The organism is Chitinolyticbacter albus, assembly GCF_024437655.1.
Taxonomy (GTDB): Bacteria; Pseudomonadota; Gammaproteobacteria; order Burkholderiales; family Chitinibacteraceae; genus Chitinolyticbacter; species Chitinolyticbacter albus.
Map to the genome: position 1 here is coordinate 94,911 of NZ_JANBVF010000002.1, position 23,820 is coordinate 118,730.

The window sequence follows — 23,820 nt, forward strand, 5'->3', positions numbered from 1 at the left end:
CGGTGCTCGACACCGGTTTGAGCGGCGTCGCCGAAGGCCGCTTGTGCTATCGCAGCCAGCCCGCCTCCACGCTGGCCGATACCGCCAGCCTGGAAGAGGTGGCCGCCCTGTTATGGACTTGTGACGCAGCAGCGTTCGATGCTCCCGCTCCCGATACGGGGCCGGCCTGGGCGCAGTTGAACCAGTCCCTGCAATCGGCAAGCTTCGCCGATCGGGCCATTGCCCTCACCGCGCTGGGCCGCAATGGCATCGCAGAAACTGATCCTGCCGCCGCCGCGGTGGCTCATATGCGTCTCGTGACCGCCAGCCTGCTTGGCACCGCGCCTTGCCGGCAAGCTATCCATCGCCAGTTCGCAGCGGCATGGTCGCTCGATGCGCCGGCGAGCGAGCAGGTTCGCGCAGCGTTGGTATTGTCGGCCGATCACGAGCTGAATGTGTCGACCCTCACCGCGCGCTGTATCGCTTCCGCCGGGGCCGATCTCGGCGCCTGCGTGCTGGGCGGGCTATCCGCCGTCAGCGGCACGGCGCATGGAGGCCAGAGTACCGAAGTGGAAGCCTGGTTGGACCAGATGGCCGGCGGTGCCCCGCTCGAAGCCAGCGGCCCTGGCTTTGGCCATCCGCTGTATCCGGCGGGCGATCCGCGCGCGACGAAACTGTTGTCGCTGCTGACGCTTGATTCATCGATGGCGCATCTGCTTGCGCAAGCCGCAGCCAGAGGCTGGCCGCCACCCAACATCGACCTCGCCTTGGTGCTGTTGCGCCGCCAGCTGGGCCTTGTGCGTGGCGGCGCCTTCGCCCTGTTCGCTGCCGGCCGCACCGTCGGCTGGCTGGCTCACGCGCTGGAGCAGCGGCGGGACGGCCATCTGATCCGGCCACGCGCCCGCTATCTGGAGCGGGTCGGTCCCTAGCCGCAGTGGTATTGGCACAAAAACCGGCCGGCCACTCGTCGCCGTGAGCCGACCTGTTGTCACATAAGACTGAACTAATACGATTGCTCGTTCCTTGCACGGCCTTGCGTCGCGCGCGGCGGCTTACTCGCACGCAAGTGGTATTAACTCGATCACGCCTTGTATCCACTCCGGTGCATCAGTAAGCTAGCGCGCACTGCTTCAGAGTGCAGCCAGGCGCCGGATACCCAATAAGAATCAGATCGCGGCGCCGCCCCCAGACAATGAGGAGACAACATGAACAAGCGCTTCAAGCCCACGCGTATTTGCCTGTCGTTGCTGCTGGCATTGCCCGGCGCCGTGCTCGCCCACGGCTCGATGGAAGTTCCGGTCAGCCGCGTGCTCAATTGCTTCAACGAAGGCCCCGAGGCACCGAAGTCCGCCGCCTGCCAGGCTGCCGTGGCCATTTCCGGCCCGCAGATGCTGTATGACTGGAACGGCGTGAACCAGAATCCGGACGGCAACCACCAGGCCTTCGTACCCGATGGCCAGTTGTGTGCCGGTGGCAAATCCAACTACGCCGGCCTCAACCTTGCTCGTACCGACTGGGTCACCTCGCCGATCGCCCCGGATTCCAACGGCAACTTCGAGTTCGTCTACAACGCCCCGGCCACACATGCGACCCGTGATTGGGTGTTCTACGTGACCAAGGACAGCTGGAACCCGACCCAGCCCTTGAAGTGGAGCGACCTGGAGCAGTTCTGCAAGCTGGGCAACGTGCCCGCCGACGCGACCAAGCGCTATCACCTCACCTGCCCGTTGCCCAAGAACAAGAAGGGCTACCACGTGATCTACAACACGTGGCAACGTTCGGACAGCGCCGAAGCCTTCTACTCGTGCTCGGATGTGACCTTCTCGGCTGTGGTCTCCAATTACAAGGAGCTGGGCCAGATCCGTTCGGCACAGGACATCGCCGCGGAAACCAACGTCACCTTCCGCCTGTTCGACGCCAATGGCGGCGATCTGGAAAGCTTTACCGTCAGCATGGGCTGGGACAGCGTCACCGGCGAGAAGATGTATCTGGCCGCCAACTGGCCGTACTACCTGGCGCAGAAGGTCAATAGCTCGTCGCGTTACATCTCGGTCGGCGTGCTCGCCACCAATGGCAGCATCGCCCCGGTGAAGAGCACGCAGGACAACCGTGTGTATTCGCGTGATGGCGTCAGCTACACCTTCCGTGTCGACGTGAACGGCACCACGGTGCCAACCCCGTCGCCAACGACCCCGACTCCGTCGCCCACCACACCGACGCCATCGCCGGTCACGCCGACGCCAGTCACACCTACGCCGATTCCGGTCACCCCGACCCCGGTCACCCCCGTCCCGACCACGCCGACTCCGGCACCGGGCGCCTGCTACACCGCCTGGGCCGAAGGCCGCAACTTCACCGCCGGTACGCTGGTGACCTACAACGGCCGTAACTACCAGGCCCTGGTAACCCACACCGCCTACGTGGGCGCTGGCTGGAACCCGGCTTCGAGCAACACGCTGTGGAAGGATGTCGGCGCCTGCACCGGCTCCGTGCCGACACCGACTCCGGTTACCCCGGCCCCGGTGACGCCGACCCCGGTGACGCCGACCCCGGTAACTCCGGCCCCCGTGACACCGGCGCCGGTTACGCCGACTCCGGTCACGCCGGCGCCGTCGAGTTGCAACCCGGTGTGGAACGCCAGCACCGTGTATGCAGCCACCGGCACCAAGGTGACCTACAACGGCCGCAACTACCAGAACAAGTGGTGGACGCAGGGCGATAACCCCAGCCAGTCCGGCCAATGGGGCGTGTGGCAGGACATCGGCGCCTGCAACTGATTCCGGCCCCGTACTGAATAGGCCCTCCCTGGTGGAGGGCCTTTTCATTGGTATCGACGCACCAAAAGAAAGCGGTTTCATGCACGCCACCGCCGGTCATCCCGGCAAAGCGGGGGCTTCATCGGAAGCGCAGCTCGTCGGGGACGGTCGCCCTTGGTTGGCGCACGCCATCCCATTAGCATCCGCTGACCTTGCCCGGTTTGCGCAACCCGCGCCCGGAACAGGCAGATCGACAAGAACAGCGAGGAGAGGCCGTGAAACATTATCTGACCGGGGCATGCATCGCCGCCGTGCTGGGGCTGTCCGCCCCGGCCTCGGCCGAGCCGGTGCTACTGCTGCAACTGGCGCTGGACGACCTGGGCGTACACATCGTCAGCCAGGAAGTACGCGATATCGACTACAAGCCGTCGCGCAGCGAAGCGCGCGAGCGCAAACAGGGCCGCGTGAAACGCGCGGGCCAAGGCTGGCTGGCGCAGATCGTCCGTAGCGACGGCAGCGTAGAGCGCGAGATCGCCATCGAGAACCCGCGGCTGGTACGCGGTGAGTTTTCCGATCACGCCAAGCCGGGCGACGCCAACGAATACGTCGAATCGAAGCGTGATACCGGCTATTTCGACCTGCAGATTCCCGTCTCCGCCAGCGACGTGACCGTGCGCATCATCGAGCGCAAGCCGGCGCCGCAGGCCAGTGCGCGCAGCGCCACCGCCAATGTCGACAGCGTGATGGATGCCAGCGCGGCATCGAGCGCCAGCGGCGTGCACGATGCAGTGCAGGGCGAGATCAAGGTACAGGGAGGGCGCGCGCAATGAAGCTGCGTCCACAACTCCTGCCGCTGTTGCTCGCCGGCGCGCTGGCGCAACCGGCCATGGCCCAGTTGTTCGAGCACAAGGTCAATGGTGGGCGCGACAAGCGCGTGAACATCCTGTTCGTCGGCGACGGTTACCTCGCCAGCCAGCAGGCCCAGTTCAAAACCGATGTCGCCACCTTCCACAACGCGTTGCTCGATGGCCCTTGGGGTAGCAGCTACGCGCGCTACTTCAATACCTACGGGCTGTTCATCGCCTCCAACCAGGCCGGCGCCGACAAGGAAGACGGCAGCACGCTGAAGGACACCGCCTTTGACTGCACCTACTGGACCAGCAATCTGGAACGGCTCGGCACCTGCAGCACCAGCAAGGTGAACAGCGCCAAGAACCAGTATCTGCCGGAAGCCGACATCGTTGTTGTCATCATGAACAGCAGCAAGTACGGCGGCAGCGGCGGTAGCATCGCCGTGGCCAACCGCAGCTCGCCCGATATCGTCGCGCACGAGGTGGGACACAGCTTCGCCAAGCTGGCCGACGAATACGAATACGCCGGCACCACGCCGCGCGAAGCACCCAACGCCACCCAGACCATCCTGCCGCGCACCAGCCTGCGCTGGGCACATTGGGTGGAGGCCAGCACCCCCATCGCCACGCCGGAGACCAGCACCTACGCCAGCATCATCGGCGCGTTCGAAGGCGCCGCGTACAACCCCACCGGCTGGTGGCGGCCCACGCTGGACAGCCGCATGCGCAGCAATGGCAAGCCGCTGGGCCCGGTCAATGCCGAGCAGTTCGTGTTGGCGATGTACGACCGCATCTCGCCGATCGAAGCGTTCAGCCCTGCCGCCGGCACCGTCAGCTGGCGCGGGCCGGGCACGTTGTCGGTCACGACTATGCAACCGAGTAGCCACGCGCTCGCCATCGAATGGTGGGTGAACGGCGCCAGGAGCGCCGAAACCGGGACGATATTCCAGGGCAGCCTGCTGCCGCTGTCCGGCAACGCCACCGTGCAGGCCAGGGTGATCGACCGCACCAGCTGGGTACGCAAGGACAGCAATAACCTGCTCAATGACAGCGTCAGCTGGACCGTGCAGGTCAGCGCGCCGACGCCGGCACCCACGCCCAGACCGACCCTGGTGCCGACGCCAACACCCAAGCCGACTGCTGTCCCCACGCCGACGCCCAAACCCACCGTGGTTCCGTCACCGACACCGAAGCCGACGGCGGTCCCCACGCCGACGCCCCGGCCCACCGCCGTACCGACCCAGGTACCGACGCCGACGCTCACGCCTCGGCCGGCCACCCCGGTACCGGTGACCCCGACGCCCGTGCCCAGCAGCTGCTACACCGCCTGGGCGGAAGGCCGCAGCTATGCCGTCGGCAGCTTCGTCACCTACAACGGCCGCAACTACCAGGCGCTGGTCACGCACACCGCGCACGTCGGCGCCAACTGGAACCCGGCCGCCACCAACACACTGTGGAAGGACGTCGGCGCTTGCAGCAGCAACGCGCCGATACCCGTTCCCGCCACGCCGACGCCGAGACCAGCGACGCCGATTCCGGCCACGCCGGCACCCGTTACCCCGACGCGCTCTCCAGTCACGCCCCCTGTCGTCACTCCGGCGCCGTCAGCCTGCAACCCGGCCTGGAATGCCGGCACCGTGTATGCCACTGCCGGCACCAAGGTGACCCTAAACGGGCGCAACTACCAGAACAAGTGGTGGACGCAGGGCGACAACCCCGGCCAGTCCGGCCAGTGGGGCGTGTGGCAGGACATCGGCGCGTGCAACTGAGTTGAGCACGCCATGTAGAAAAGCCCTCCCTCGCGGAGGGCTTTTTCTTGGCCACCATCGCTGCCATGATGATGACGCCAACGCCACGACCGGAGCCCTCCCATGAAACTGTCACGCCACTTGCTGGCCACGCTGCTGCTGGTTATGGCTGCCGGAGCCGGCGCCGCCTGCCCGCCGCTGCTCGATGCCCGCTTCAAGACGCTGCAGGGCGAACCGTTCGATCTGTGCCAACACGCCGGCAAACCCATCCTGGTGGTGAACACCGCCAGCAAGTGCGGCTTCACCCCGCAGTTCGAGAAGCTGGAAGCGCTGTATCGCAAGTACAAGGATCGGGGCCTCTTGGTGATCGGCTTCCCGTCCAACGATTTCAAGCAGGAGCTTGCCACCAACAAGGAAATCGGCGATTTCTGCAAGCTCACCTATATGGTGCAGTTCCCGATGATGGAAGCGTCGAGCGTCACCGGCAGCAGCGCCAACCCACTGTTCCAGCGCCTGACTGCCGCCAGCGATACATCTCCCAAGTGGAACTTCTACAAATACCTGATCGCGCCCGACGGCAAGACGGTGACCGCGTTCAACTCCAGGGTCGCCCCGGACGACGCCCGCATCGTCGACCAGATTGAAGCCTGGCTGAAGCCACGCTGATCGATGACCACGACGCCGCCACAGATCGGCACCACCGCAAGCCTGGGCATCCGCCAGCGCCAACGCCTGTGAGCACGCGCGACTGGCTGACGCATTGCTCGACCAGCCCTGCGCTGCAGGCACGCCTGCAAGACATTGCCGATGCGCCGCACGGCAGCCCCACCCACGATCACCGCCCCAACGCTTAGGAGTTATCACCATGAAATCACGTGCAGCCGTCGCCTTCGGCCCGGGTAAACCGCTGGAAATCGTCGAGCTCGACGTGGCGCCACCGAAGCAGGGCGAGGTGCTGGTGAAAATCACCCATACCGGCGTCTGCCATACCGATGCGTTCACGCTGTCTGGCGACGATCCCGAAGGCATCTTCCCAGCGGTGCTCGGCCACGAGGGCGGCGGCATCGTGATCGAGGTCGGCGTAGGCGTGAGCAGTGTAAAGCCCGGCGACCATGTGATTCCGCTCTACACCGCCGAATGCCGCGAATGCAAGTTCTGCAAATCTGGCAAGACCAATCTGTGCCAGGCGGTGCGCGCGACGCAAGGCAAGGGACTGATGCCGGATGGCACCACGCGCTTTTCCTACAACGGCCAGCCGGTCTACCACTACATGGGCACCAGCACCTTCAGCGAGTACACAGTGGTGCCGGAAATCTCGCTAGCCGTGGTCAACCCAGAGGCGCCACTGGAAAAGGTGTGCCTGCTCGGCTGTGGCGTCACCACCGGCATCGGCGCCGTGCACAACACCGCCAAGGTCCAGGCGGGCGATACCGTCGCCGTGTTCGGTCTCGGCGGCATTGGCCTTGCGGTGATCCAGGGCGCGGTGCAAGCCAAGGCCGGGCGCATCATCGGCATCGACACCAATCCGGGCAAGTTCGAGCTGGCGCGGCAAATGGGCGCCACAGACTGCGTCAATCCCAAGGAGCACGATAAGCCGATCCAGGACGTGATCGTCGGCCTCACCGACGGCGGCGTGGATTTCAGCTTTGAATGCATCGGCAATGTCGACGTGATGCGCGCGGCGTTGGAGTGCTGCCACAAGGGCTGGGGCGAGAGCGTGATCATCGGCGTCGCCGGTGCCGGCCAGGAGATCCGCACCCGGCCGTTCCAGCTGGTGACCGGCCGGGTCTGGCGCGGCAGTGCCTTCGGCGGCGTGCGCGGCCGCACGCAGTTGCCGGGCATGGTCGAGCAGGCCATGCGCGGCGAGATCCAGCTCGACCCCTTTATCACGCACACGCTGCCGCTGGAGCGCATCAACGAGGCGTTCGAGCTGATGCATGAAGGCAAGTCCATCCGCACCGTGATCCATTTCTGATTTAGAGCCGTTAGCAAAACCCTGCTGGCGGCGTTGCGCTCACTGGTCGTACACCTCGTACTGCCTGGTTTCGCGCGCCTTGCCAGCACCATTTCACTGGGTTTTATTAACGGCTCTTGCCCGAGGAAACAGCATGCAACGACTGGAACAGCACCTCTGCTTTGGCGGCAACCAGGAAGTGTGGCAACACGACTCCAACGAACTTGGCAACCCTGCCCGCTTCGCCATCTACCTGCCGCCGCAAGCCGAGACCGACCCCGTGCCGGTGCTGTATTGGCTCTCTGGCCTCACCTGCACCGAGCAGAACTTCATCACCAAGGCCGGTGCCCAGCGCTATGCCGCCGAACGCGGTATCGCCCTCGTCGCGCCAGACACCAGCCCGCGCGGCGAGAACGTGCCCAACGATCCAGGCTATGACCTGGGCCAGGGCGCGGGCTTCTACGTCAATGCCACACAAGCGCCGTGGGCCACGCACTACCGGATGCACGACTACGTGGTGCACGAGCTGCCCGCACTGATCGAAGCGCACTTTCCGGTGACCACCGCGCGGAGCATCAGTGGCCACTCGATGGGCGGACATGGCGCCTTGACCCTCGCGCTGCGCAACCCGGGGCGCTATCGCAGCGTCTCCGCGTTCTCACCCATCGTTGCGCCGAGTCAGGTGCCGTGGGGCCGGAAAGCGTTCACCGCCTATCTGGGCACCGATCAAGCGGCCTGGGCCGCCTACGATGCCGTCGCGTTGATCCGGGACGCCAAGGAGCGACTGCCATTGCTGATCGATCAAGGGGAAGCGGACGAGTTTTTCGATACCCAGCTCAAGCCCGAACTGCTGGCTGCCGCCTGCCAGACTGCCAACCACCCCCTCACGCTGCGCCAGCATCCGGGCTACGACCACAGCTACTACTTCATTGGCAGCTTCATCGGCGAGCATATTGCCCATCATGCCAGCGCGTTACACCTGGGGAATCCCTGAACAAGTCACCGTCAGCCTTGAAACACAGACCCCAATGGGACAGTTGCGTCGAATCGGACGGATTTAGGCCAATCCGCCATTCCCGCCCACCTTTCCAGTACTGCAGACGGAAACCCTGGTCACGTTGCAGTGCCCGCCTCGCCAGATACAGCGTCGTTGGTGAAGAACTCAGTCGATAGCACCCCGCCAAAAGCCGGCGGCACAAATGGGCTGTGAGGGGTCTGGCTTTCCCGGCAGCAAGCTCAGGAAGAGCGTTGCATCACCCGCCCAAACGGTTGAGCACCCGGCATAGCTGGGTGCTTGATGCCGGTTGCTGTAGCACAACGGGCCGCAAGGCCATTCCTTCCGCCTCATGTGACACCACCGCAGCGTGTCGCCGACAGCGACTCTGCCTCGCTGACGGCTTCCTGCAGCAACCTTGGGCGTGTTGTTCTGATCCGTATTTCGTCTGTGCCATCTTCCCGAGTCATGGCGGGAACACGCAGGCGGACGTGGATAATGCTTACATACATTCCGTAACATAGTAAGTGTTGGTGAATTTTAAACAGCAACGTAACTTACGTAAAACTTTTTATTAAGTAATATTTTCTCCATCCAGCCCCCGTGCATGCTTGATTACGTCGCATACCTGGAACGATGTTTTCAGCTGGCTCAATGATACACACCGCGATCTCGTGCACGACGCAAAATCGTCTTTGTAATTTGTTGCACCTTGCAAAGGAAACAAGTGAAAAAAATCGGCCTAATTGGCGGGATGGGCTGGGAGTCCACCGCAATTTATTACGCAACGATCAATAAAATAATGAATGAGAAAAAAGGTGGGCATCACACCGCAAACATCATTTTGTCATCGATTGATTTTGGCCAGGCTTATCCATTGATCAAGAACAAAAGGCATGAAGAGCTGGCCAGCCTGATTGAAGACAGCATCAGCACCATTCATGCATCCAATTGCAGTCATGCACTGATTTGCTGCAACACGGCACATCAAGTCTGGCCATATTTGAGCGAAAAATCCAAGGCCAGCCTTTTGCATATCACGGATTCTGTTTCCGAAAAAGCCGTGGCGCTGAAGTTGAAAAAACTTGGGTTGCTTGGAACCTGGTCTACCCTGGAAAGCACGCTGTATGACGAAAGATTGAAGGCTGCGCAAATTGAATGCATCAAGCCGGGCAAAGAAGATGCCCAGGAAATAGATAGGATAATTTTCGAAGAATTGATGTTTGGCAACATCAATGAAGCGTCAAAATCATTCGTACATCAGTGCATAAATAAAATGACGCGCGAGGGGGCGGATGGCGTTATCCTGGGCTGCACGGAGTTGCCTATGCTGGTCAAGCAACACGAATACAGCATTGCCGTTCTTGATTCCGTTCATCTTCACTGCCTAGCTGCCATCAGGGTGGCACTGGGTCATTGACATGAAAAGATATCTTGCATTCATTGTGGGTATGTTCATCATTGGCAGTTTCTTTGTGGCAAACAAATTGATCGTGATCGATGTACCTGTTTTTGTCGCGTCGGAAATCAGGCTTGCCACAGGGGCGATTCTTCTTTTTCTTGTGTCGATCTTCTACACTGGCGCCTCCTTCAAAATAGACACAGGTGATTTGAAAATCATCGTCCTCCAGGTGTTTTTTGGGGTATTTCTGTTCAGCATTTTTTCGCTGAACGGAATAAAAAGCACAAGCGCAATAAACAGCGGGATCATCATGGGCATGACCCCGGTGGCCATGATGCTGCTGGCCATTTTTGCCAAGAAAGAGAAAGTAGGCGGAACTGCTATCGTGGCGGGCCTGATTGCGTTTGCAGGGGCGGTCAGCTTGAATCTGGCTAATGCAACGAACAATAGTGGGAGTTCGCTGCGTGGAGATGGGCTGGTCTTTCTCGCCATGTTGGGCGAGGCGGTATTCATCACAGCTGGAAAATTTACCCGCAACCAGATCAACCCGCTGATCATGTCGGCGCTGATGGCCGGAATCGGGGCCTTGATGTTCCTGCCTTTGGCGCTGATTTCCGCACACAATCTCAACTGGTCTGAAATCAGCATGACATCGTGGGTACTCATGCTTTACAGCGGCATCGGAATTTCTGCGCTTGGCGTATTGCTGATGAATTATGGCTCCAGAAAACTGCCTATCTCGACTGCGGCATCCCTGACCGCATTGATGCCTGCCAGCACATGCATCCTGGCAGTTGCATTTCTCGATGAAAAGTTCAAGTCGGCCCATATACTGGGGTTGGGGTTGATTTTTGCAAGTGCCTTGCTTTCCGGCTTAGGGGCAAAGAAAAATGCTCAGAACATTTAGAACCTTCCTAAGACTGACTTATTCAGATGCAACACATATTCTCTCGATAGATCCTGCTGCAAGGTCGATCGTTGAGATTTTTTTCTGCTACCCCGGTTTTCAAGCGATCACCTGGCACAGAATTGCACGAATGCTTTGGCAGCAGGACATAAAATTCCTGGCAAGAATATGTTCTTCCATCGCGCGCTGGATGACCGGTGTGGATATTCATCCCGCAGCACGGATAGGCAACAGGGTATTCATCGATCATGGCATGGGTGTGGTGATCGGAGAAACGGCAGAGATTGGCGATTCGTGCATCATTTTTCACGGCGTGACATTGGGGAGTGCCAATCTGACTCGGGGCAAGCGGCACCCCCAAGTTGGCGCCAACGTCATCATCGGTGCCGGGGCAAAAATCCTCGGCAACATCACGATAGGCGACAATGTGAAAATCGGTGCAAATTCGGTCGTGCTTGAGGACATCGCTGCTGGTGCGACGGTAGTAGGCATTCCGGCAAGGCTGGTAAACGACGAATATGCCCCGGTATTTCACAATGCCTCGAATGGCGTACCCGCCCTGGTCGAGTAAGTGCCGCTAACAAAATCCTGCTGGCGGCGTTGCGCTCGCCGGTCGTATACCTCGTACAGCCTGCGACCGAAGGGAGTCCGATTCACCGCCTTTCAGGGCGACCGAAGGGAGTCCGGCTCTCCGCCTTTCAGGGCGTTTCGCGCGCCTTGCCAGCACCATTGCGCTGCTTTTGTTAGCGACTCGAAGTGTGGAACCTTGGAGCCCGGGGCCAAGTCGAGGGCCCTACGCGAACGACCTCCCCCATGAACAGCCCGCCACAAGGGCGGGCTGGCTACCAGGGCAGTTTGCAATCGGCCGGGGCGGCATAAGCACTATACCGCCTAGCCCCAGCCCCCCGCCCAGAAGAACAACACGGCCAGGGACCAATGGCGTGAAACCAACGCTCGCATCACACTCGGGCGACATCCTGGCCGCTACATTCCGGTTTCCTGGGCCAGCGACAGGTGCGTCGGATCGGTGGGACACCGATAGCACCCATCGGGCCGCCGCCCAGCCTACAAACCAGGTACAAGCAGCGCTTCAGCTGCTGGAGCGCTGGTCGATCCGCGCCCATGAAGCGCGAGCGGCTTCACGGACGTCGTCCCATTCCAAATCCGAATCACCACGATGGGCATAGTAGTCGGCGCGCAAATCGCCCTCGGCAGCATCGAAGCTGTGGTCGGAAATACGACTGCGGCCCAAATAGCCGGTGCGATACGCGGCAGCGTAGCGATCATAAGCACTACCGACCTCCACATACGGCTCCTTGTCATAGTTGCTGCGCCAGTATTCATCCTCTTCGGTCGGGTTCACCGCCTCGCCTACTTCCGAGCCGATCAGGCCACCCGCCACTGCGCCGACCGCGGCGCCCACCACCGCACCGACGGGGCCCAGCACCACACCGCCGCCGGCGGCAGCGGAAGCCGCAGTGGCAATGCCGGCAATGCCGCCCACCGCCGCACCCAGGCCCGTCGTCGCCGGGTGAGCGCCGGGCTCATCGGTGATCGGGTCGCGATTTGCATGCTTGTTGTCGTCCTCGTGTGCCATTTGGGAATCTCCTTTCGCATGGCACGCCGCTGTTGCCGCGCGCCGGTTGGTGAAGTTAGCCAGGTTGTCACCGGACTTGACCTCAGCCTACGCCGCGCCATTTTTCATGCCTGTAGGCGCATGCCGCAAAGCCATGCAGGACGCACGCGGCCCCCACGGTGGCACCCGCACACGCAAGTGCCCAAGGCGGTATGTCGCGGCTCCACTTTGAGGAAGGAAATCCTGCGCAGGCCAGGTGCGACGAGCACGGCTTGCGGCTACAGATCGGTATCGGCGCGCACAGAAGTCTGCATGATCGGGGGCGATTGAAGCGGTGGGGATCCCGCTAAGCGAGGTGCGGCTGGTGCTGCCGGAGCGGCAGAGAAGGAGGGAGTCGAGCTGAGTCTGAGCCCGTACCAACAGAGGCCAAAAAACAACAAGGGGCTAGCTTGCGCTAACCCCTTGTTTTGTCTGGTCGGAATGGCGGGATTCGAACTCGCGACCCCTTGCACCCCATGCAAGTGCGCTACCAGGCTGCGCTACATTCCGAGAGAGACGCGATTATAACGAAGCCCGATCGGCTTGCCTAGCGGCTTGTGTGGCGGATATTTCAGTCTTCCAGCCAAGCCAGCAATGCCTGTAATTCGCCGCGCACTTCGCCGATCACATCGACCTCGGGCATTTCCTCACCGGGGTGGGCCAGCTGGTTGCGCGCACCGCTGATGGTGAAGCCCTGCTCATACAACAGCGAGCGGATGCGCCGCACCAGCAGCACCTCGTGGTGCTGGTAGTAGCGCCGGTTGCCACGGCGCTTCACCGGCTTCAGTTGCGTGAATTCCTGCTCCCAGTAGCGCAGCACGTGCGGCTTCACGCCGCACAGCTCGCTTACCTCACCGATGGTGAAGTAACGCTTGGCAGGAATCGATGGCAGTTCACTGGTCGGAACGACGTTGCTGCTGTTTTGCATAGTGGACTTCCACCAGTCCCTTCAGCTTCTGACTCGCATGAAAAGTGACAACGCGACGCGCAGAAATCGGAATTTCCTCGCCGGTCTTGGGATTGCGCCCTGGGCGCTGTGGCTTGTCGCGCAGCTGGAAATTGCCAAAGCCGGAAAGCTTCACCGAATCGCCCTGAGCCAGGGCGGTACGGATTTCCTCGAAGAAGGCTTCGACCATGTCCTTCGCTTCGCGCTTGTTCAAACCCACCTTGTCGAACAGTAGATCGGCAAGATCCGCCTTGGTGAGCGTCATTGTTGTATTTTCGGTACTGCTCGAGGGCATAGAAGGACGAAACGGGAAATTCATAAGGGTCTCAAACTCTCAATGTCGCGCCTGCAGCCTCCGCTTGGCGAACGAGCTTCGCCACTGCGGCATCGACTTCTTCATCGGTCAGAGTTTTGTGAGTATCTTGCATTAACACCTTGAAAGCAAGGCTCTTTTTTCCCTCTACCACACCCTTGCCACGGTAGACGTCAAATAGCGCGATCTCAGTCACAAAGCCAGCTGCAGCGGATTTCAGCGTGGTCAGCAGGCTGCCAACCTCGACAACATCGTCGACGATCAGCGCCAGATCGCGGCGCACGCCCTGGAACTTCGAGACCGGCTTGGCCTCGACCTTGGCCACGGCAACGAGCCCGGCCACCGCGAGTTCGAACAGCACCGGCGCGCTGACGAGCTCATAGGCCTGCACCCACTGCGGATGCAACTCGCCGATCACACCGATCGCGCGGCCTTCCAGCACCACTTCGGCGCTGCGGCCCGGATGCAATGCCGGGTGGCTGGCACGACTGAACTCGGCGACGCGCGGCGCGAGCAGCGCCTCCACATCGGCCTTCACGTCGTAAAAGTCGACGCGCTCCTTGCCCTCGCCCCACTGCTCGGCCTCCCGCGTACCCCAGGCGAGGCCGGCGATCAGCTCGGGCTGGTCGGCCGCATCGCGGCTCTTGAACACGCGCGCGAGTTCGAACAGGCGCACGCGATCATGCTTGCGATTCAGGTTGTGCTTGAGTGCGGCCACCAGGCCACCGATCAGGGTCGAGCGCATCACGCTCATCTGGCTGGCGATCGGATTGATCAGCTTCACCGGGCTCACGTTGCCGGCGAAATCGGCTTCCCACTTTTCCTCTACGAAGGCGTAGTTGATCGCCTCCTGGTAATCGCGCGCCACCAAAATGTTCTTGAGCGCGGTCTTGCCACGGGCGTCGCCCGGCTGCGGCAGCATGGCGAGCTTGGCGTTCGATGCGGCCACCGGCACATTGTCGTAGCCGTAGACGCGCGCGATCTCTTCGATCAGGTCTTCCTCGATCTCGATATCGAAGCGATAGGACGGCGGGGTTACGGTGATGACATCACCGGCCAGCTCGGTACCAAGGCCAAGGCGTTGCAGGATGGCAATAATGTCGGCGGCGGGTAACGTCACGCCCAGCACACGGGCGACGCGTGAAACGCGCAGCGCCACCGGATTGCGCGCTGGCAACTCGGCGATGCTCTCGACGATAGGGCCCGCCTCGCCGCCGCACAGCTCCAACACCAATTGCGTCGCGCGCTCGAGCGCTTCGCGACAGTTGCCAAAATCGACACCGCGCTCGAAGCGGTGCGACGAATCGGACGAGAAGCCCAGGCGCCGCGCCTTGCCGGCGATCACGGCCGGCGCGAAGAAAGCAGATTCCAGAAAGATGTCGCGCGTGGCTTCGGTCACGCCGGTGTCGGCGCCACCCATGATGCCGGCGAGTGCCACGGGCTTCTTGTCGTCCGCGATCACCAGCATGTCGGCGTCCAGCGTCAGCTCCTTGTCGTTGAGCAGCGTGAGCTTCTCGCCCGGCTGCGCCAGCCGCGCGGTGATGTCGCCTTCGAGCTTGGCAAGATCAAACGCGTGCATGGGCTGGCCGAGTTCCAGCAGCACGTAGTTGGTGATGTCGACGATGGCCGAGATAGCCCGGATGCCCGAGCGCGCCAGGCGCTGCTTCATCCAGTCTGGGGTGGCCGCGGCCTGATTCACGTTCTTCACCACGCGGCCGGCGTAGCGCGGGCAGGCGGCAGGCGCGCCCAGCGTTACACTGCGCACGTCGTCGCAACGCGGTGCCACCGGGGCGATCACGACCGGGGTCTGCGTGGCGCCGGTCAGCGCGGCGACTTCACGGGCAATGCCCTTGATCGACAGGCAGTCAGTGCGATTGGGGGTGAGCTTGAGCGTCAGCAGCTGGTCGTCGAGCTGCAGATAGTCGCGCAGCGGCGCGCCGACCGGTGCATCGGCCGGCAGCACGAGCAGGCCGTCGACACCATCGGGAATGCCAAGCTCGTCGCCCGAGCACAGCATGCCGAACGATTCGACACCGCGCACCTTGGCGCGCTTGATCTGGAAGTCGCCCGGCAGGCTGGCACCGATGCGCGCGCACGGCACCTTGAGGCCGGGAGCGACATTGGGCGCGCCGCAGACAATCTGCAGCGGCTCGGCTTCGCCGACGTTCACGCTGCAGATATTGAGGCGGTCGGCATCCGGATGCTTGCTGGTCGACAGCACTTCGGCGACGAACACGTTGTCGAAGGCCGGCGCTGCGGCCTCCTGCTCTTCCACTTCCAGCCCCGCCATCGTCAGCAGGTGCGAGAGTTCGTCGGCGCTCAGGGCCGGGTTCACCCAGCTGCGCAGCCATTGTTCGGAGAATTTCATATTGAGGATTCCGCTCGATGTCGTCGCACAGCGGCCGGCACACGCCGGCCGCTCATGGCATTAGGCTTGTTTGAACTGGCCGAGGAAGGACAGATCGTTCTCGAAGAAAAGACGCAGATCGTTCACGCCGTAATACAGCATGGCGAAACGATCGAGGCCGATGCCGAAGGCGAAGCCGGTGTACTTTTCCGGATCGATGTTCACGTTGCGCAGCACATTGGGGTGGACCATGCCGCAGCCCCCCACTTCCAACCAGCCGCGCTTGCCCATCACGTCGATCTCGGCCGAAGGTTCGGTGAACGGGAAGAACGAGGGGCGGAAACGCACTTGCAGCGTGTCGTCTTCGAAGAAGTTGCGCAGGAAGTCGACGATCACACTCTTCAGATCGGCGAACGACACGCCTTCGTCAACCCACAGCCCTTCCATCTGGTGGAACATCGGCGAGTGGGTGGCATCTGAATCGACACGGTACACGCGGCCCGGCGCGACGATCTTGATCGGCGGCTGGTTGTTCAGCATGTAGCGCACCTGGATCGGACTGGTGTGCGTACGCAGCACTTCGCCGCCTTCGACATAGAAGGTATCCTGCATCGCCCGCGCCGGGTGATCCTTGGGGATATTGAGCGCTTCGAAATTATGGAAATCGGTTTCGATTTCCGGACCATCGGCGACTTCGAAACCAATCGAGCGGAACAACGCCTCGATCCGTTGCTGCACCAGCGTCACCGGATGCAGGCCACCGGCGGCGCGACCGCGGCCTGGCAGCGTCACGTCGAGCGCTTCGGCGGCGAGCTGGCGCGCCAGCTTCTCGGCGGCCAGCTCCTCGCGCCGGGCGGCAAGCGCCGCTTCAAATGCCTGCTTGGCCTGGTTGACGGTGGCACCGAAGGTCTTCTTTTCCTCCGGCGGTAGCGTCGCCAGCTGGCGCAGCAACGCGGTGATCGCACCTTCCTTGCCGATGTAACGCGCCTTGGAGTTTTCCAGCTCGACTGGATCGTTCGTCGCAGCCAGCGCGGCGAGGCCTTCGTCGAGGATGTGTTGTACGTGGGCAGCCATGAGGTCTCTCTTCAGAAACGATTGCGCAGCGTGCGCCGGGTGCGCGCTGGGCAATCGGGCCTGGTGCATTGCGATCAATAAAAAAGGGAGGCTATCGCCTCCCTTTTAAACCACTTGCCGATCAGGCAGCGAGGCTCGCCTTGGCTTGTTCAACAAACTTGGCAAAAGCCGGCTTGTCGAACACGGCGAGGTCGGCCAGGACCTTGCGGTCCACTTCGATGCCGGCCTTCTTCAGACCGTTCATGAAGCGGCTGTACGCCAGACCCAGTTCACGCGAGGCGGCGTTGATACGCGCAATCCACAGCGTGCGGAACTGACGCTTCCTTTGACGACGGTCACGGTAGGCGTATTGACCGGCCTTCATCACCGCTTGCTTGGCGATCCGGTATACGTTCTTGCGACGGCCGCGATAGCCCTTCGCCAGATTCAGGATTTTCTTGTGACGGGCGCGTGCCGTTACACCACGTTTAACGCGAGGCATGTTCTATCTCCTTTGGTTACGCGTAGGGCAACATTGCGCGCACGTGACCCATATTGGTCGCGTCGATCTGCGAAGTACCGCGCAGCTGGCGCTTGTTCTTGGTGGTTTTCTTGGTCAGGATGTGGCGCTTGAACGCGTGAGCGCGCTTGATGCCACCGCTACCCTGAACCTTGAAGCGCTTCTTGGCGCCACTCTTGGTTTTCATCTTGGGCATGGAAATGCTCCTAGGACGTTAGATTTGGCGACAGGCGCCCCTGAGGGACTTGATGCCTGGCACCACGCTTTTGTTGCGACAACCGGTCTTTCAACCTTGACGGGCGCTGTCGCCAGCCCGTTGAACCTGCTGCTTACTTCTTCAGCCGTTTACTTCTTCTTGGGCGCCAGCATCATGATCATCTGGCGGCCTTCCAGCTTGGGAAACTGCTCGACGGCGGCCAGTTCAGTCAGATCCGCTTCGACTCGCTTCAGCTGGGCCAGACCGATTTCCTGATGGGCCATTTCCCGGCCCCGGAACCGCAGCGTCACCTTGCACTTGTCGCCGTCTTCCAGGAAGCGGATCAGATTGCGCAGCTTCACCTGGTAATCGTTCTCGTCCGTACCCGGGCGCAGCTTCACTTCCTTGATCTGGATCTGCTTCTGCTTGAGCTTGGCGGCATGTTCGCGCTTGGACTTCTCGTACTTGAACTTGCCGTAGTCCATGATGCGGCAGACCGGGGGCTGCGCCATCGGCGCGATTTCCACCAGATCCACTTCGGCTTCTTCAGCCATCGCCATGGCTTGCGCCAGGCTCACGATACCGAGCTGATCACCTTCCAGCCCTTGCAGACGAACTTCGCGCGCGGTGATTTCACCATTGATCCGCGGTTCTTTATCCTGAGCAGCTATCGCCGTTCTCCAATTCAGACAAAAGAAAAACCGTGCGCCTCGGGTTGTGACTCAGCCCTGGGGGGTTTCAGCTGCAACGCGCTCAATCAGCGCCTGCACCGACATCTGCCCGAGGTCTTCGCCACTACGGCTACGCACGGCCACCAAGCCCGCCGCCTTTTCCTTGTCGCCGACAACCAGCTGGAAAGGAAGGCGTTGCAAGCTATGTTCGCGGATTTTATAGGTTATTTTCTCATTCCTCAAGTCGGCCTCGGCGCGCAGGCCCGCGGCGCGCAGTTGCGCGGCCACATCGGCGGCATATTCACGCTGCGCTTCGGAGATATTCATCACCATGACCTGGGTCGGCGCGAGCCACGCCGGGAAGGCGCCGGCGAAGTTCTCGATCAGGATGCCGAGGAAGCGCTCCATCGAGCCGACGATGGCCCGGTGCAGCATCACTGGCCGCTGGCGCGAGTTGTCCTCGGCCACGTATTCCGGGCCGAAGCGCTCGGGCAGCACGAAATCGAGCTGCAGCGTGCCGCATTGCCAGGAGCGACCGATCGCATCCTTGATGTGGTATTCGATCTTGGGACCGTAAAAGGCACCCTCGCCCGGCAGCTCTTCCCATTCGACGCCACAGGCGCGCAGTGCTTCGCGCAGGCCGTGCTCGGCCTTGTCCCAGCCCTCGTCGTTCCCGGCGCGTTTGTCTGGGCGCAATGCCAGCTTGATTGCGATGCCAGCAAAGCCGAAATCCTCGTACACGCTCATCGCCAGCGCGTGGAAGGTCTTGGCCTCCTCGATCAACTGACTTTCCATGCAGAAGATATGCGCGTCGTCCTGAGTGAAGCCGCGCACGCGCATCAGGCCGTGTAGCGCGCCGGACGGCTCATTGCGGTGACAACCGCCGAACTCGGCCAGGCGCAGCGGCAGGTCGCGATACGAGCGCAAGTGGTTGCTGAAAATCTGGATATGGCCCGGACAGTTCATCGGCTTCACCGCGTAGGTGCGCTTTTCCGATTCGGTGATGAACATGTTTTCCTGGTAATTCTCCCAGTGGCCCGACTTCTCCCACAGCGAGCGGTCCATCATCATCGGCGTGCGCACTTCCTGGTAGCCGGCCTTGGCGAGGCGGCGGCGCAGGTATTGTTCGACCGATTGCCACAGGCTCCAGCCTTTGGGATGCCAGAACACCATGCCCGGCGCCTCTTCCTGCATATGAAAGAGATCGAGCGCCTTGCCGATTTTGCGGTGATCGCGCTTTTCCGCCTCTTCCAGCCGGTGCAGATAGGCGTCGAGGTCTTCCTTCTTGGTCCAGGCCGTGCCGTAGACACGCGTCAGCATCTCGTTGCGGCTGTCGCCACGCCAGTAGGCGCCGGCGACCTTCATCAGCTTGAACACCTTGAGCTTGCCCGTGGACGGCACGTGCGGCCCGCGGCACAAGTCGGTGAAATCGCCCTCGCGATACAGGCTCAGCACCTCGCCTTGCGGGATAGCTTCGATGATCTCAGCCTTGTAGGCCTCGCCGATGCCCTTGAAGTAGGCAATCGCCTCGTCGCGCGGCAACTCGTAGCGCTCGACCGGGATGTCCTGCTTGGCGAGCTCGGCCATCTTTTTCTCGATCGCCTCGAGATCCTCCGGCGTGAAGGGGCGCTCGTAGCTGAAGTCGTAGAAGAAGCCGTCCTCGATCACCGGGCCGATCGTGACCTGGGCGCTGGGAAACAGCGACTTGACCGCGTAGGCCAACAGGTGGGCCGTGGAATGGCGGATCACGTCCAGGCCTTCCGCATCCTTGTCGGTCACGATGGCGAGCCGCACGTCACGCTCGATCAGGTAACTGGTATCGACCAGCACGCCGTCAACCTTGCCGGCCAGCGCGGCACGCGCCAGGCCCGCGCCGATACTGGCAGCAACGCCAGCCACGGTGACGGGCGCGTCAAATTGACGTTGGGAACCATCGGGAAGCGTAATCGTGGGCATCTCGTCCACCTGTCTCGCGTTGAGGTTGCAGCCCTGAAGGGCAAAAAAAAAGTGCGGCTAGCGCCGCACTTTTCTGAAATCAAACTGGTTTCTGCCAGCGCACGGCTACCCGGTTATCGAGGGGTAGTGGTGCGAGTTCGAAACATGTCTGATTCCCTGTATTCGTTGGTAGGCACGATTGGACTCGAACCAACGACCCCCACCATGTCAAGGTGGTGCTCTAACCAGCTGAGCTACGTGCCTGTCGAAGAGCGCGAATAATAGCCTTGTTCACCGGCACTGACAAGGCCCACCGGCAAATATTTTCACAAGCCGGGCCGGCGCCAGAAGTAACGCCAAACGAAGCCGGGGAAGGCCGCGACCAGGAACAGGCACAGCGTCGTGGCATAGAACGGCCAGTTCTGCGCGTGTATCGGCGACAGCCGCGATTCCAGCAGCAAGCCCAACGCGCCGACCGAACCATAGAGCAAGACGAGTTCCAGCGCGCGCCATGCAAACGACTTGCGCCCGGAACCGGGCGCAAGAACGAACAGGATGCGCTCGCTGAAGAATGGCAGGTTGGCGGCAAGAGCCGCCAACCCATAGAGCAGCACCAGTTCGACCATCAGAGCGGCAGCGAGAACACGACGGCGTCGTTGAGCATGGACAGCAGATAATTCGGGAACAGGCCCATCACCAGCAGTGCCAGACAATTGAGCGACAGTACGATCTTGGCGCCCAGGCCGCCCGACAAGGTGATGTCATTGACCGGCTCATCGAAGTACATCAGCTTGACCACGCGCAGGTAGTAGAACGCGCCGATCAGCGACATCATCACCGCGAACACCGCCAGCCACACCATACCGAGGTTGACCACGGCCTTGAGTACGGCAAGCTTGGCGAAGAAGCCGACGAAGACCGGGATGCCCGCCATCGAGAACATCACCATCAGCATCATGAAACCGAACCACGGGTGCTTGCGCGCCAGGCCCTTGTAGTCGTCGAGCTGGTCGGCCTCGAAGCCGTTGCGCGCCAGCAGCATCACCAGGCCGAAACCGGCGGCCGCGGTCAGCACATACGTGAACGCATAGAAGAACGATGCCGAATAGCCGACCGGGTTCGCCACCAGGATGCCCAGCAGCAAAAAGCCCATGTGCGAGATGGTCGAATACGCGAACATCCGCTTGATATTGCTCTGGGCAATGGCGGACAGGTTGCCGATGGCCAGCGACAGCACGGCCAGCACGATCAGCATGCCGCGCCAGTCCGGCGCGAAGCCTTCGAGCGCCTGCGCCAACAGGCGGATGATGAAGGCGAAGGCAGCAAGCTTGGGCGCGGAGCCGATCAGCTGGGTGATCACCGTCGGCGCACCGTGGTACACGTCGGGCACCCACATGTGGAACGGCACGGCACCGAGCTTGAACGCGATACCGGTGACGATGAACACCAGGCCGAACACGGCGAGCAGGCGGTTGCCCTCACCTACCAGCAGCCGGTGGCCAATCTCGTACACGTTGAGCGAACCGGTGGCGCCGTAGATCATCGACATGCCGTACAGCAGCATGCCCGAAGCCAGCGCGCCAAGAACGAAGTATTTCATCGCCGATTCGGTCGCGTTCACCGAATCGCGCTGCAGCGCGACAAGCGCGTACAACGACAGCGACAGCAGTTCCAGGCCGACATACAGCGTGAGCAGATTGACGGCCGAGGCCATCACCATCATGCCGGATAGCGAGAACAGCGTCAGCGAGTAGAGCTCGCCCTTGTAGATGCCACGATCGGCCGCATAGCTGCGCCCGTAGATCAGCACCAGCGCTACGCCGAGCACCATGCCGCCCTTGGCAAGGGTGGCGATCGGATCGGCAACGAACATTGCGCTGAAGGCGAGCTCCGGCGCTGGCGAGTAGCCGCACCACAACAGCACGCCGGTGATCGCCAGCGTCACAAGCGCCAGGGCATGGGTGACGCCGCGGCGGGCATCGCTGACGAACAGGTCGATCAGCAGGAGGGCACAGGTGGCGCACAGCAGGAAGATTTCCGGCAGTGCGATGCCTGCATTGAGACTGGTCCAGGTCATTCGCTAAACCCTTGTTTCGATTCGTTATTGCGGGACATCGAGCTTGACCTGGGAGACGTGCCAGATCAGATCATTCACCGAGAAGTGCATCAGGTCGGTGAACGGCTTGGGATACAGACCCATGCCCAGCACGGCGATCGCAAGGATGGCCAGCACCAGGAATTCGCGCTTGTTCACGTCGGTCAGCTCGGCCACGTGCTGATTGCCCACGTCACCGAAGATCACCCGCTTGTACATCCATAGCGTGTAGGCCGCACCGAAGATCAGCGTGGTGGCAGCAGCGACGGCATACCAGAAGTTCACCTGCATCGCGCCCAGTACGACGAAGAACTCGCCGACGAAGCCCGAGGTGCCCGGCAGGCCCGAATTGGCCATGGCGAACAGCATGAAGAAGCTGGCGAAAATCGGCATCTTGTTGGCGACGCCACCATAGTCGGCGATCTTGCGGCTGTGCACGCGGTCGTACATCACACCGATCGAGAAGAACATCGCGGCGGAGACAAAGCCGTGCGAAATCATCTGCACAATGGCGCCTTCAACGGCATAGCTGTTCAGATGCGTGCCATTTGCGAACATGAAGAAGCCCAGCGTGACGAAGCCCATGTGCGAGATCGACGAATAGGCCACCAGCTTCTTCATGTCGGTCTGCACCAGCGCGACGAAACCGATGTAGACCACGGCAACCAGCGACAAGAGCACGAACACCCAGGCGTATTCACGCGAGGCATCGGGCGCAATCGGCAGCGCGAACCGCAGGAAACCGTAGGCGCCGAGTTTGAGCGTGATCGCGGCCAGCACCATCGAGCCGCCGGTCGGCGCTTCGACGTGGGCGTCGGGCAACCAGGTATGCACCGGCCACATTGGCACCTTCACCGCGAAGGCGAAGAAGAAGGCCACCAGCAACAGCACCTGGGCAGTCATGGTGAGCTGCACACGATGGAATTCCTGGATCTCGAAGCTGCCACCGGTCTGGTAGTGCAGGTAGATGAAGGCCACCAGCGTGAGCAGCGAACCCAGCAGCGTGTAGAGGAAGAACTTGATCGACGCATAGACGCGACGCGGACCACCCCAGATACCGATCACCAGATACATCGGGATCAGCATCGCCTCGAAGAACACGTAGAACAGGATGGCGTCGAGCGCGGCAAAGGCGCCATTGATCAGGCCCGACATGATGAGGAAGGCCGCCATGTACTGCGCCACGCGCTGCTCGATCACTCGCCAGCCGGCCAATACCACCATCAACGTGGTGAAGGCATTGAGGATGACGAACCACACCGACAGGCCATCGACACCGAGGTGGTAGTTGATGTTGTAGGTTTCGATCCACGGCCGCAGTTCCTCGAACTGCATGCCGGCGCTATGTGCGTCGAACCCGGTGTACAGCGGAATCGTCACCAGGAAACCGGCCAGCGCGCCGATGAGCGCCAGCCAGCGCTGCAAGCCCGCGTTCTTGTCGCCGCCGGTGGCGAGCACGATCAGGCCGGCCAGAATCGGCACCCAGATCGCGTAGCTCAGAAGATGTCCCGTCATAATCTACCTGCTTGTTATCGATT

22 protein-coding genes and 2 tRNA genes are annotated in these 23,820 nt (G+C 61.6%); 10 read left to right on the forward strand and 14 right to left on the reverse strand.

Annotation, left to right across the window (positions count from 1 at the left end):
- Positions 1-2 precede the first annotated feature (2 nt).
- From NLI84_RS02115 to cysE, 10 genes are all read left to right on the forward strand, one after another.
- Positions 3-908 (forward strand): citrate synthase, encoded by a 906-nt coding sequence (locus tag NLI84_RS02115; protein ID WP_255987856.1) that lies wholly within the window; start codon positions 3-5, stop codon positions 906-908.
- Between the two features lie 276 nt (positions 909-1,184).
- Positions 1,185-2,756, forward strand: coding sequence for a lytic polysaccharide monooxygenase (locus NLI84_RS19095; RefSeq protein ID WP_308445811.1), 1,572 nt, complete (start codon positions 1,185-1,187; stop codon positions 2,754-2,756).
- A gap of 254 nt (positions 2,757-3,010) precedes the next feature.
- Complete coding sequence (locus tag NLI84_RS02130; RefSeq protein ID WP_255987857.1) at positions 3,011-3,565, forward strand: hypothetical protein; 555 nt, start codon at positions 3,011-3,013, stop codon at positions 3,563-3,565.
- The gene (locus NLI84_RS19100) at positions 3,562-5,355 is read left to right on the forward strand and encodes a M64 family metallopeptidase (RefSeq protein ID WP_255987858.1); all 1,794 of its coding nucleotides are present in this window, start codon (positions 3,562-3,564) and stop codon (positions 5,353-5,355) included. The genes NLI84_RS02130 and NLI84_RS19100 overlap by 4 nt, the downstream gene beginning before the upstream one ends.
- 102 nt (positions 5,356-5,457) lie before the next feature.
- On the forward strand, positions 5,458-6,000 hold the full coding sequence (locus NLI84_RS02140; protein WP_255987859.1) for a glutathione peroxidase: 543 nt from the start codon (positions 5,458-5,460) through the stop codon (positions 5,998-6,000).
- A gap of 199 nt (positions 6,001-6,199) precedes the next feature.
- On the forward strand, positions 6,200-7,309 hold the full coding sequence (locus NLI84_RS02145; protein WP_255987861.1) for an S-(hydroxymethyl)glutathione dehydrogenase/class III alcohol dehydrogenase: 1,110 nt from the start codon (positions 6,200-6,202) through the stop codon (positions 7,307-7,309).
- 133 nt (positions 7,310-7,442) lie between these two features.
- The gene (gene fghA / locus NLI84_RS02150; protein ID WP_255987862.1) at positions 7,443-8,282 is read left to right on the forward strand and encodes an S-formylglutathione hydrolase; all 840 of its coding nucleotides are present in this window, start codon (positions 7,443-7,445) and stop codon (positions 8,280-8,282) included.
- A gap of 727 nt (positions 8,283-9,009) precedes the next feature.
- Positions 9,010-9,702 carry an aspartate/glutamate racemase family protein gene (locus NLI84_RS02155; RefSeq protein WP_255987863.1) on the forward strand — a complete coding sequence of 231 codons (693 nt, stop codon included), beginning with the start codon at positions 9,010-9,012 and terminating at the stop codon, positions 9,700-9,702.
- A gap of 1 nt (position 9,703) precedes the next feature.
- On the forward strand, positions 9,704-10,591 hold the full coding sequence (locus tag NLI84_RS02160; protein ID WP_255987864.1) for a DMT family transporter: 888 nt from the start codon (positions 9,704-9,706) through the stop codon (positions 10,589-10,591).
- Entirely contained in the window at positions 10,575-11,162 is a 588-nt protein-coding gene (gene cysE / locus NLI84_RS02165; protein WP_255987866.1) for a serine O-acetyltransferase, read from the forward strand. The genes NLI84_RS02160 and cysE overlap by 17 nt, the downstream gene beginning before the upstream one ends.
- 519 nt (positions 11,163-11,681) lie before the next feature.
- Here the strand turns inward: cysE and NLI84_RS02170 are convergent.
- The 14 genes from NLI84_RS02170 to NLI84_RS02235 all read right to left on the reverse strand — a co-directional run bounded on the left by NLI84_RS02170 (position 11,682) and on the right by NLI84_RS02235 (position 23,797).
- On the reverse strand, positions 11,682-12,188 hold the full coding sequence (locus tag NLI84_RS02170) for a hypothetical protein (protein WP_255987867.1): 507 nt from the start codon (positions 12,186-12,188) through the stop codon (positions 11,682-11,684).
- A 451-nt stretch (positions 12,189-12,639) separates the two neighbouring features.
- A tRNA-Pro gene (locus NLI84_RS02175) sits at positions 12,640-12,716 on the reverse strand.
- Between the two features lie 61 nt (positions 12,717-12,777).
- On the reverse strand, positions 12,778-13,134 hold the full coding sequence (locus NLI84_RS02180) for a MerR family transcriptional regulator (protein ID WP_255987868.1): 357 nt from the start codon (positions 13,132-13,134) through the stop codon (positions 12,778-12,780).
- Positions 13,100-13,417, reverse strand: a complete 318-nt coding sequence (locus NLI84_RS02185) for an integration host factor subunit alpha (protein WP_255987869.1) — start codon at positions 13,415-13,417, stop codon at positions 13,100-13,102. The genes NLI84_RS02180 and NLI84_RS02185 overlap by 35 nt, the downstream gene beginning before the upstream one ends.
- A gap of 61 nt (positions 13,418-13,478) precedes the next feature.
- Positions 13,479-15,833 carry a phenylalanine--tRNA ligase subunit beta gene (gene pheT / locus NLI84_RS02190; RefSeq protein ID WP_255987871.1) on the reverse strand — a complete coding sequence of 785 codons (2,355 nt, stop codon included), beginning with the start codon at positions 15,831-15,833 and terminating at the stop codon, positions 13,479-13,481.
- 60 nt (positions 15,834-15,893) lie between these two features.
- Positions 15,894-16,886, reverse strand: a complete 993-nt coding sequence (gene pheS / locus NLI84_RS02195; RefSeq protein WP_255987873.1) for a phenylalanine--tRNA ligase subunit alpha — start codon at positions 16,884-16,886, stop codon at positions 15,894-15,896.
- 121 nt (positions 16,887-17,007) lie between these two features.
- On the reverse strand, positions 17,008-17,367 hold the full coding sequence (gene rplT, locus NLI84_RS02200; protein WP_148716753.1) for a 50S ribosomal protein L20: 360 nt from the start codon (positions 17,365-17,367) through the stop codon (positions 17,008-17,010).
- Positions 17,368-17,383: 16 nt separating this feature from the next.
- Complete coding sequence (gene rpmI / locus NLI84_RS02205) at positions 17,384-17,581, reverse strand: 50S ribosomal protein L35 (RefSeq protein WP_148716754.1); 198 nt, start codon at positions 17,579-17,581, stop codon at positions 17,384-17,386.
- A 149-nt stretch (positions 17,582-17,730) separates the two neighbouring features.
- Positions 17,731-18,270 (reverse strand): translation initiation factor IF-3, encoded by a 540-nt coding sequence (infC, locus tag NLI84_RS02210; RefSeq protein ID WP_284699776.1) that lies wholly within the window; start codon positions 18,268-18,270, stop codon positions 17,731-17,733.
- Between the two features lie 33 nt (positions 18,271-18,303).
- Positions 18,304-20,208 carry a threonine--tRNA ligase gene (gene thrS / locus NLI84_RS02215; protein ID WP_255987877.1) on the reverse strand — a complete coding sequence of 635 codons (1,905 nt, stop codon included), beginning with the start codon at positions 20,206-20,208 and terminating at the stop codon, positions 18,304-18,306.
- Positions 20,209-20,374: 166 nt separating this feature from the next.
- Positions 20,375-20,451 (reverse strand) — tRNA-Val (locus NLI84_RS02220).
- Positions 20,452-20,513: 62 nt separating this feature from the next.
- The gene (locus NLI84_RS02225; protein WP_255987878.1) at positions 20,514-20,813 is read right to left on the reverse strand and encodes a DUF2818 family protein; all 300 of its coding nucleotides are present in this window, start codon (positions 20,811-20,813) and stop codon (positions 20,514-20,516) included.
- A complete protein-coding gene (gene nuoN, locus NLI84_RS02230; protein ID WP_255987879.1) occupies positions 20,813-22,264 on the reverse strand; it encodes an NADH-quinone oxidoreductase subunit NuoN in 1,452 nt (483 codons plus the stop codon). The genes NLI84_RS02225 and nuoN overlap by 1 nt, the downstream gene beginning before the upstream one ends.
- 24 nt (positions 22,265-22,288) lie before the next feature.
- Complete coding sequence (locus NLI84_RS02235) at positions 22,289-23,797, reverse strand: NADH-quinone oxidoreductase subunit M (protein ID WP_255987880.1); 1,509 nt, start codon at positions 23,795-23,797, stop codon at positions 22,289-22,291.
- Positions 23,798-23,820 lie beyond the last annotated feature (23 nt).

Excerpts from the sequence above, each read along its gene's own strand:
- thrS (WP_255987877.1), bottom strand. The coding sequence starts at position 20,208 with ATGCCCACGATTACGCTTCCCGATGGTTCCCAACGTCAATTTGACGCG.
- NLI84_RS02145 (WP_255987861.1), top strand. The coding sequence starts at position 6,200 with ATGAAATCACGTGCAGCCGTCGCCTTCGGCCCGGGTAAACCGCTGGAA.
- NLI84_RS02225 (WP_255987878.1), bottom strand. The coding sequence starts at position 20,813 with ATGGTCGAACTGGTGCTGCTCTATGGGTTGGCGGCTCTTGCCGCCAAC.
- NLI84_RS02140 (WP_255987859.1), top strand. The coding sequence starts at position 5,458 with ATGAAACTGTCACGCCACTTGCTGGCCACGCTGCTGCTGGTTATGGCT.
- rpmI (WP_148716754.1), bottom strand. The coding sequence starts at position 17,581 with ATGCCCAAGATGAAAACCAAGAGTGGCGCCAAGAAGCGCTTCAAGGTT.
- pheT (WP_255987871.1), bottom strand. The coding sequence starts at position 15,833 with ATGAAATTCTCCGAACAATGGCTGCGCAGCTGGGTGAACCCGGCCCTG.
- NLI84_RS02180 (WP_255987868.1), bottom strand. The coding sequence starts at position 13,134 with ATGCAAAACAGCAGCAACGTCGTTCCGACCAGTGAACTGCCATCGATT.
- rplT (WP_148716753.1), bottom strand. The coding sequence starts at position 17,367 with ATGCCTCGCGTTAAACGTGGTGTAACGGCACGCGCCCGTCACAAGAAA.
- nuoN (WP_255987879.1), bottom strand. The coding sequence starts at position 22,264 with ATGACCTGGACCAGTCTCAATGCAGGCATCGCACTGCCGGAAATCTTC.
- NLI84_RS02170 (WP_255987867.1), bottom strand. The coding sequence starts at position 12,188 with ATGGCACACGAGGACGACAACAAGCATGCAAATCGCGACCCGATCACC.
- cysE (WP_255987866.1), top strand. The coding sequence starts at position 10,575 with ATGCTCAGAACATTTAGAACCTTCCTAAGACTGACTTATTCAGATGCA.
- NLI84_RS02160 (WP_255987864.1), top strand. The coding sequence starts at position 9,704 with ATGAAAAGATATCTTGCATTCATTGTGGGTATGTTCATCATTGGCAGT.
- NLI84_RS19100 (WP_255987858.1), top strand. The coding sequence starts at position 3,562 with ATGAAGCTGCGTCCACAACTCCTGCCGCTGTTGCTCGCCGGCGCGCTG.
- pheS (WP_255987873.1), bottom strand. The coding sequence starts at position 16,886 with ATGGCTGCCCACGTACAACACATCCTCGACGAAGGCCTCGCCGCGCTG.
- NLI84_RS02235 (WP_255987880.1), bottom strand. The coding sequence starts at position 23,797 with ATGACGGGACATCTTCTGAGCTACGCGATCTGGGTGCCGATTCTGGCC.
- NLI84_RS19095 (WP_308445811.1), top strand. The coding sequence starts at position 1,185 with ATGAACAAGCGCTTCAAGCCCACGCGTATTTGCCTGTCGTTGCTGCTG.
- NLI84_RS02185 (WP_255987869.1), bottom strand. The coding sequence starts at position 13,417 with ATGACGCTCACCAAGGCGGATCTTGCCGATCTACTGTTCGACAAGGTG.
- fghA (WP_255987862.1), top strand. The coding sequence starts at position 7,443 with ATGCAACGACTGGAACAGCACCTCTGCTTTGGCGGCAACCAGGAAGTG.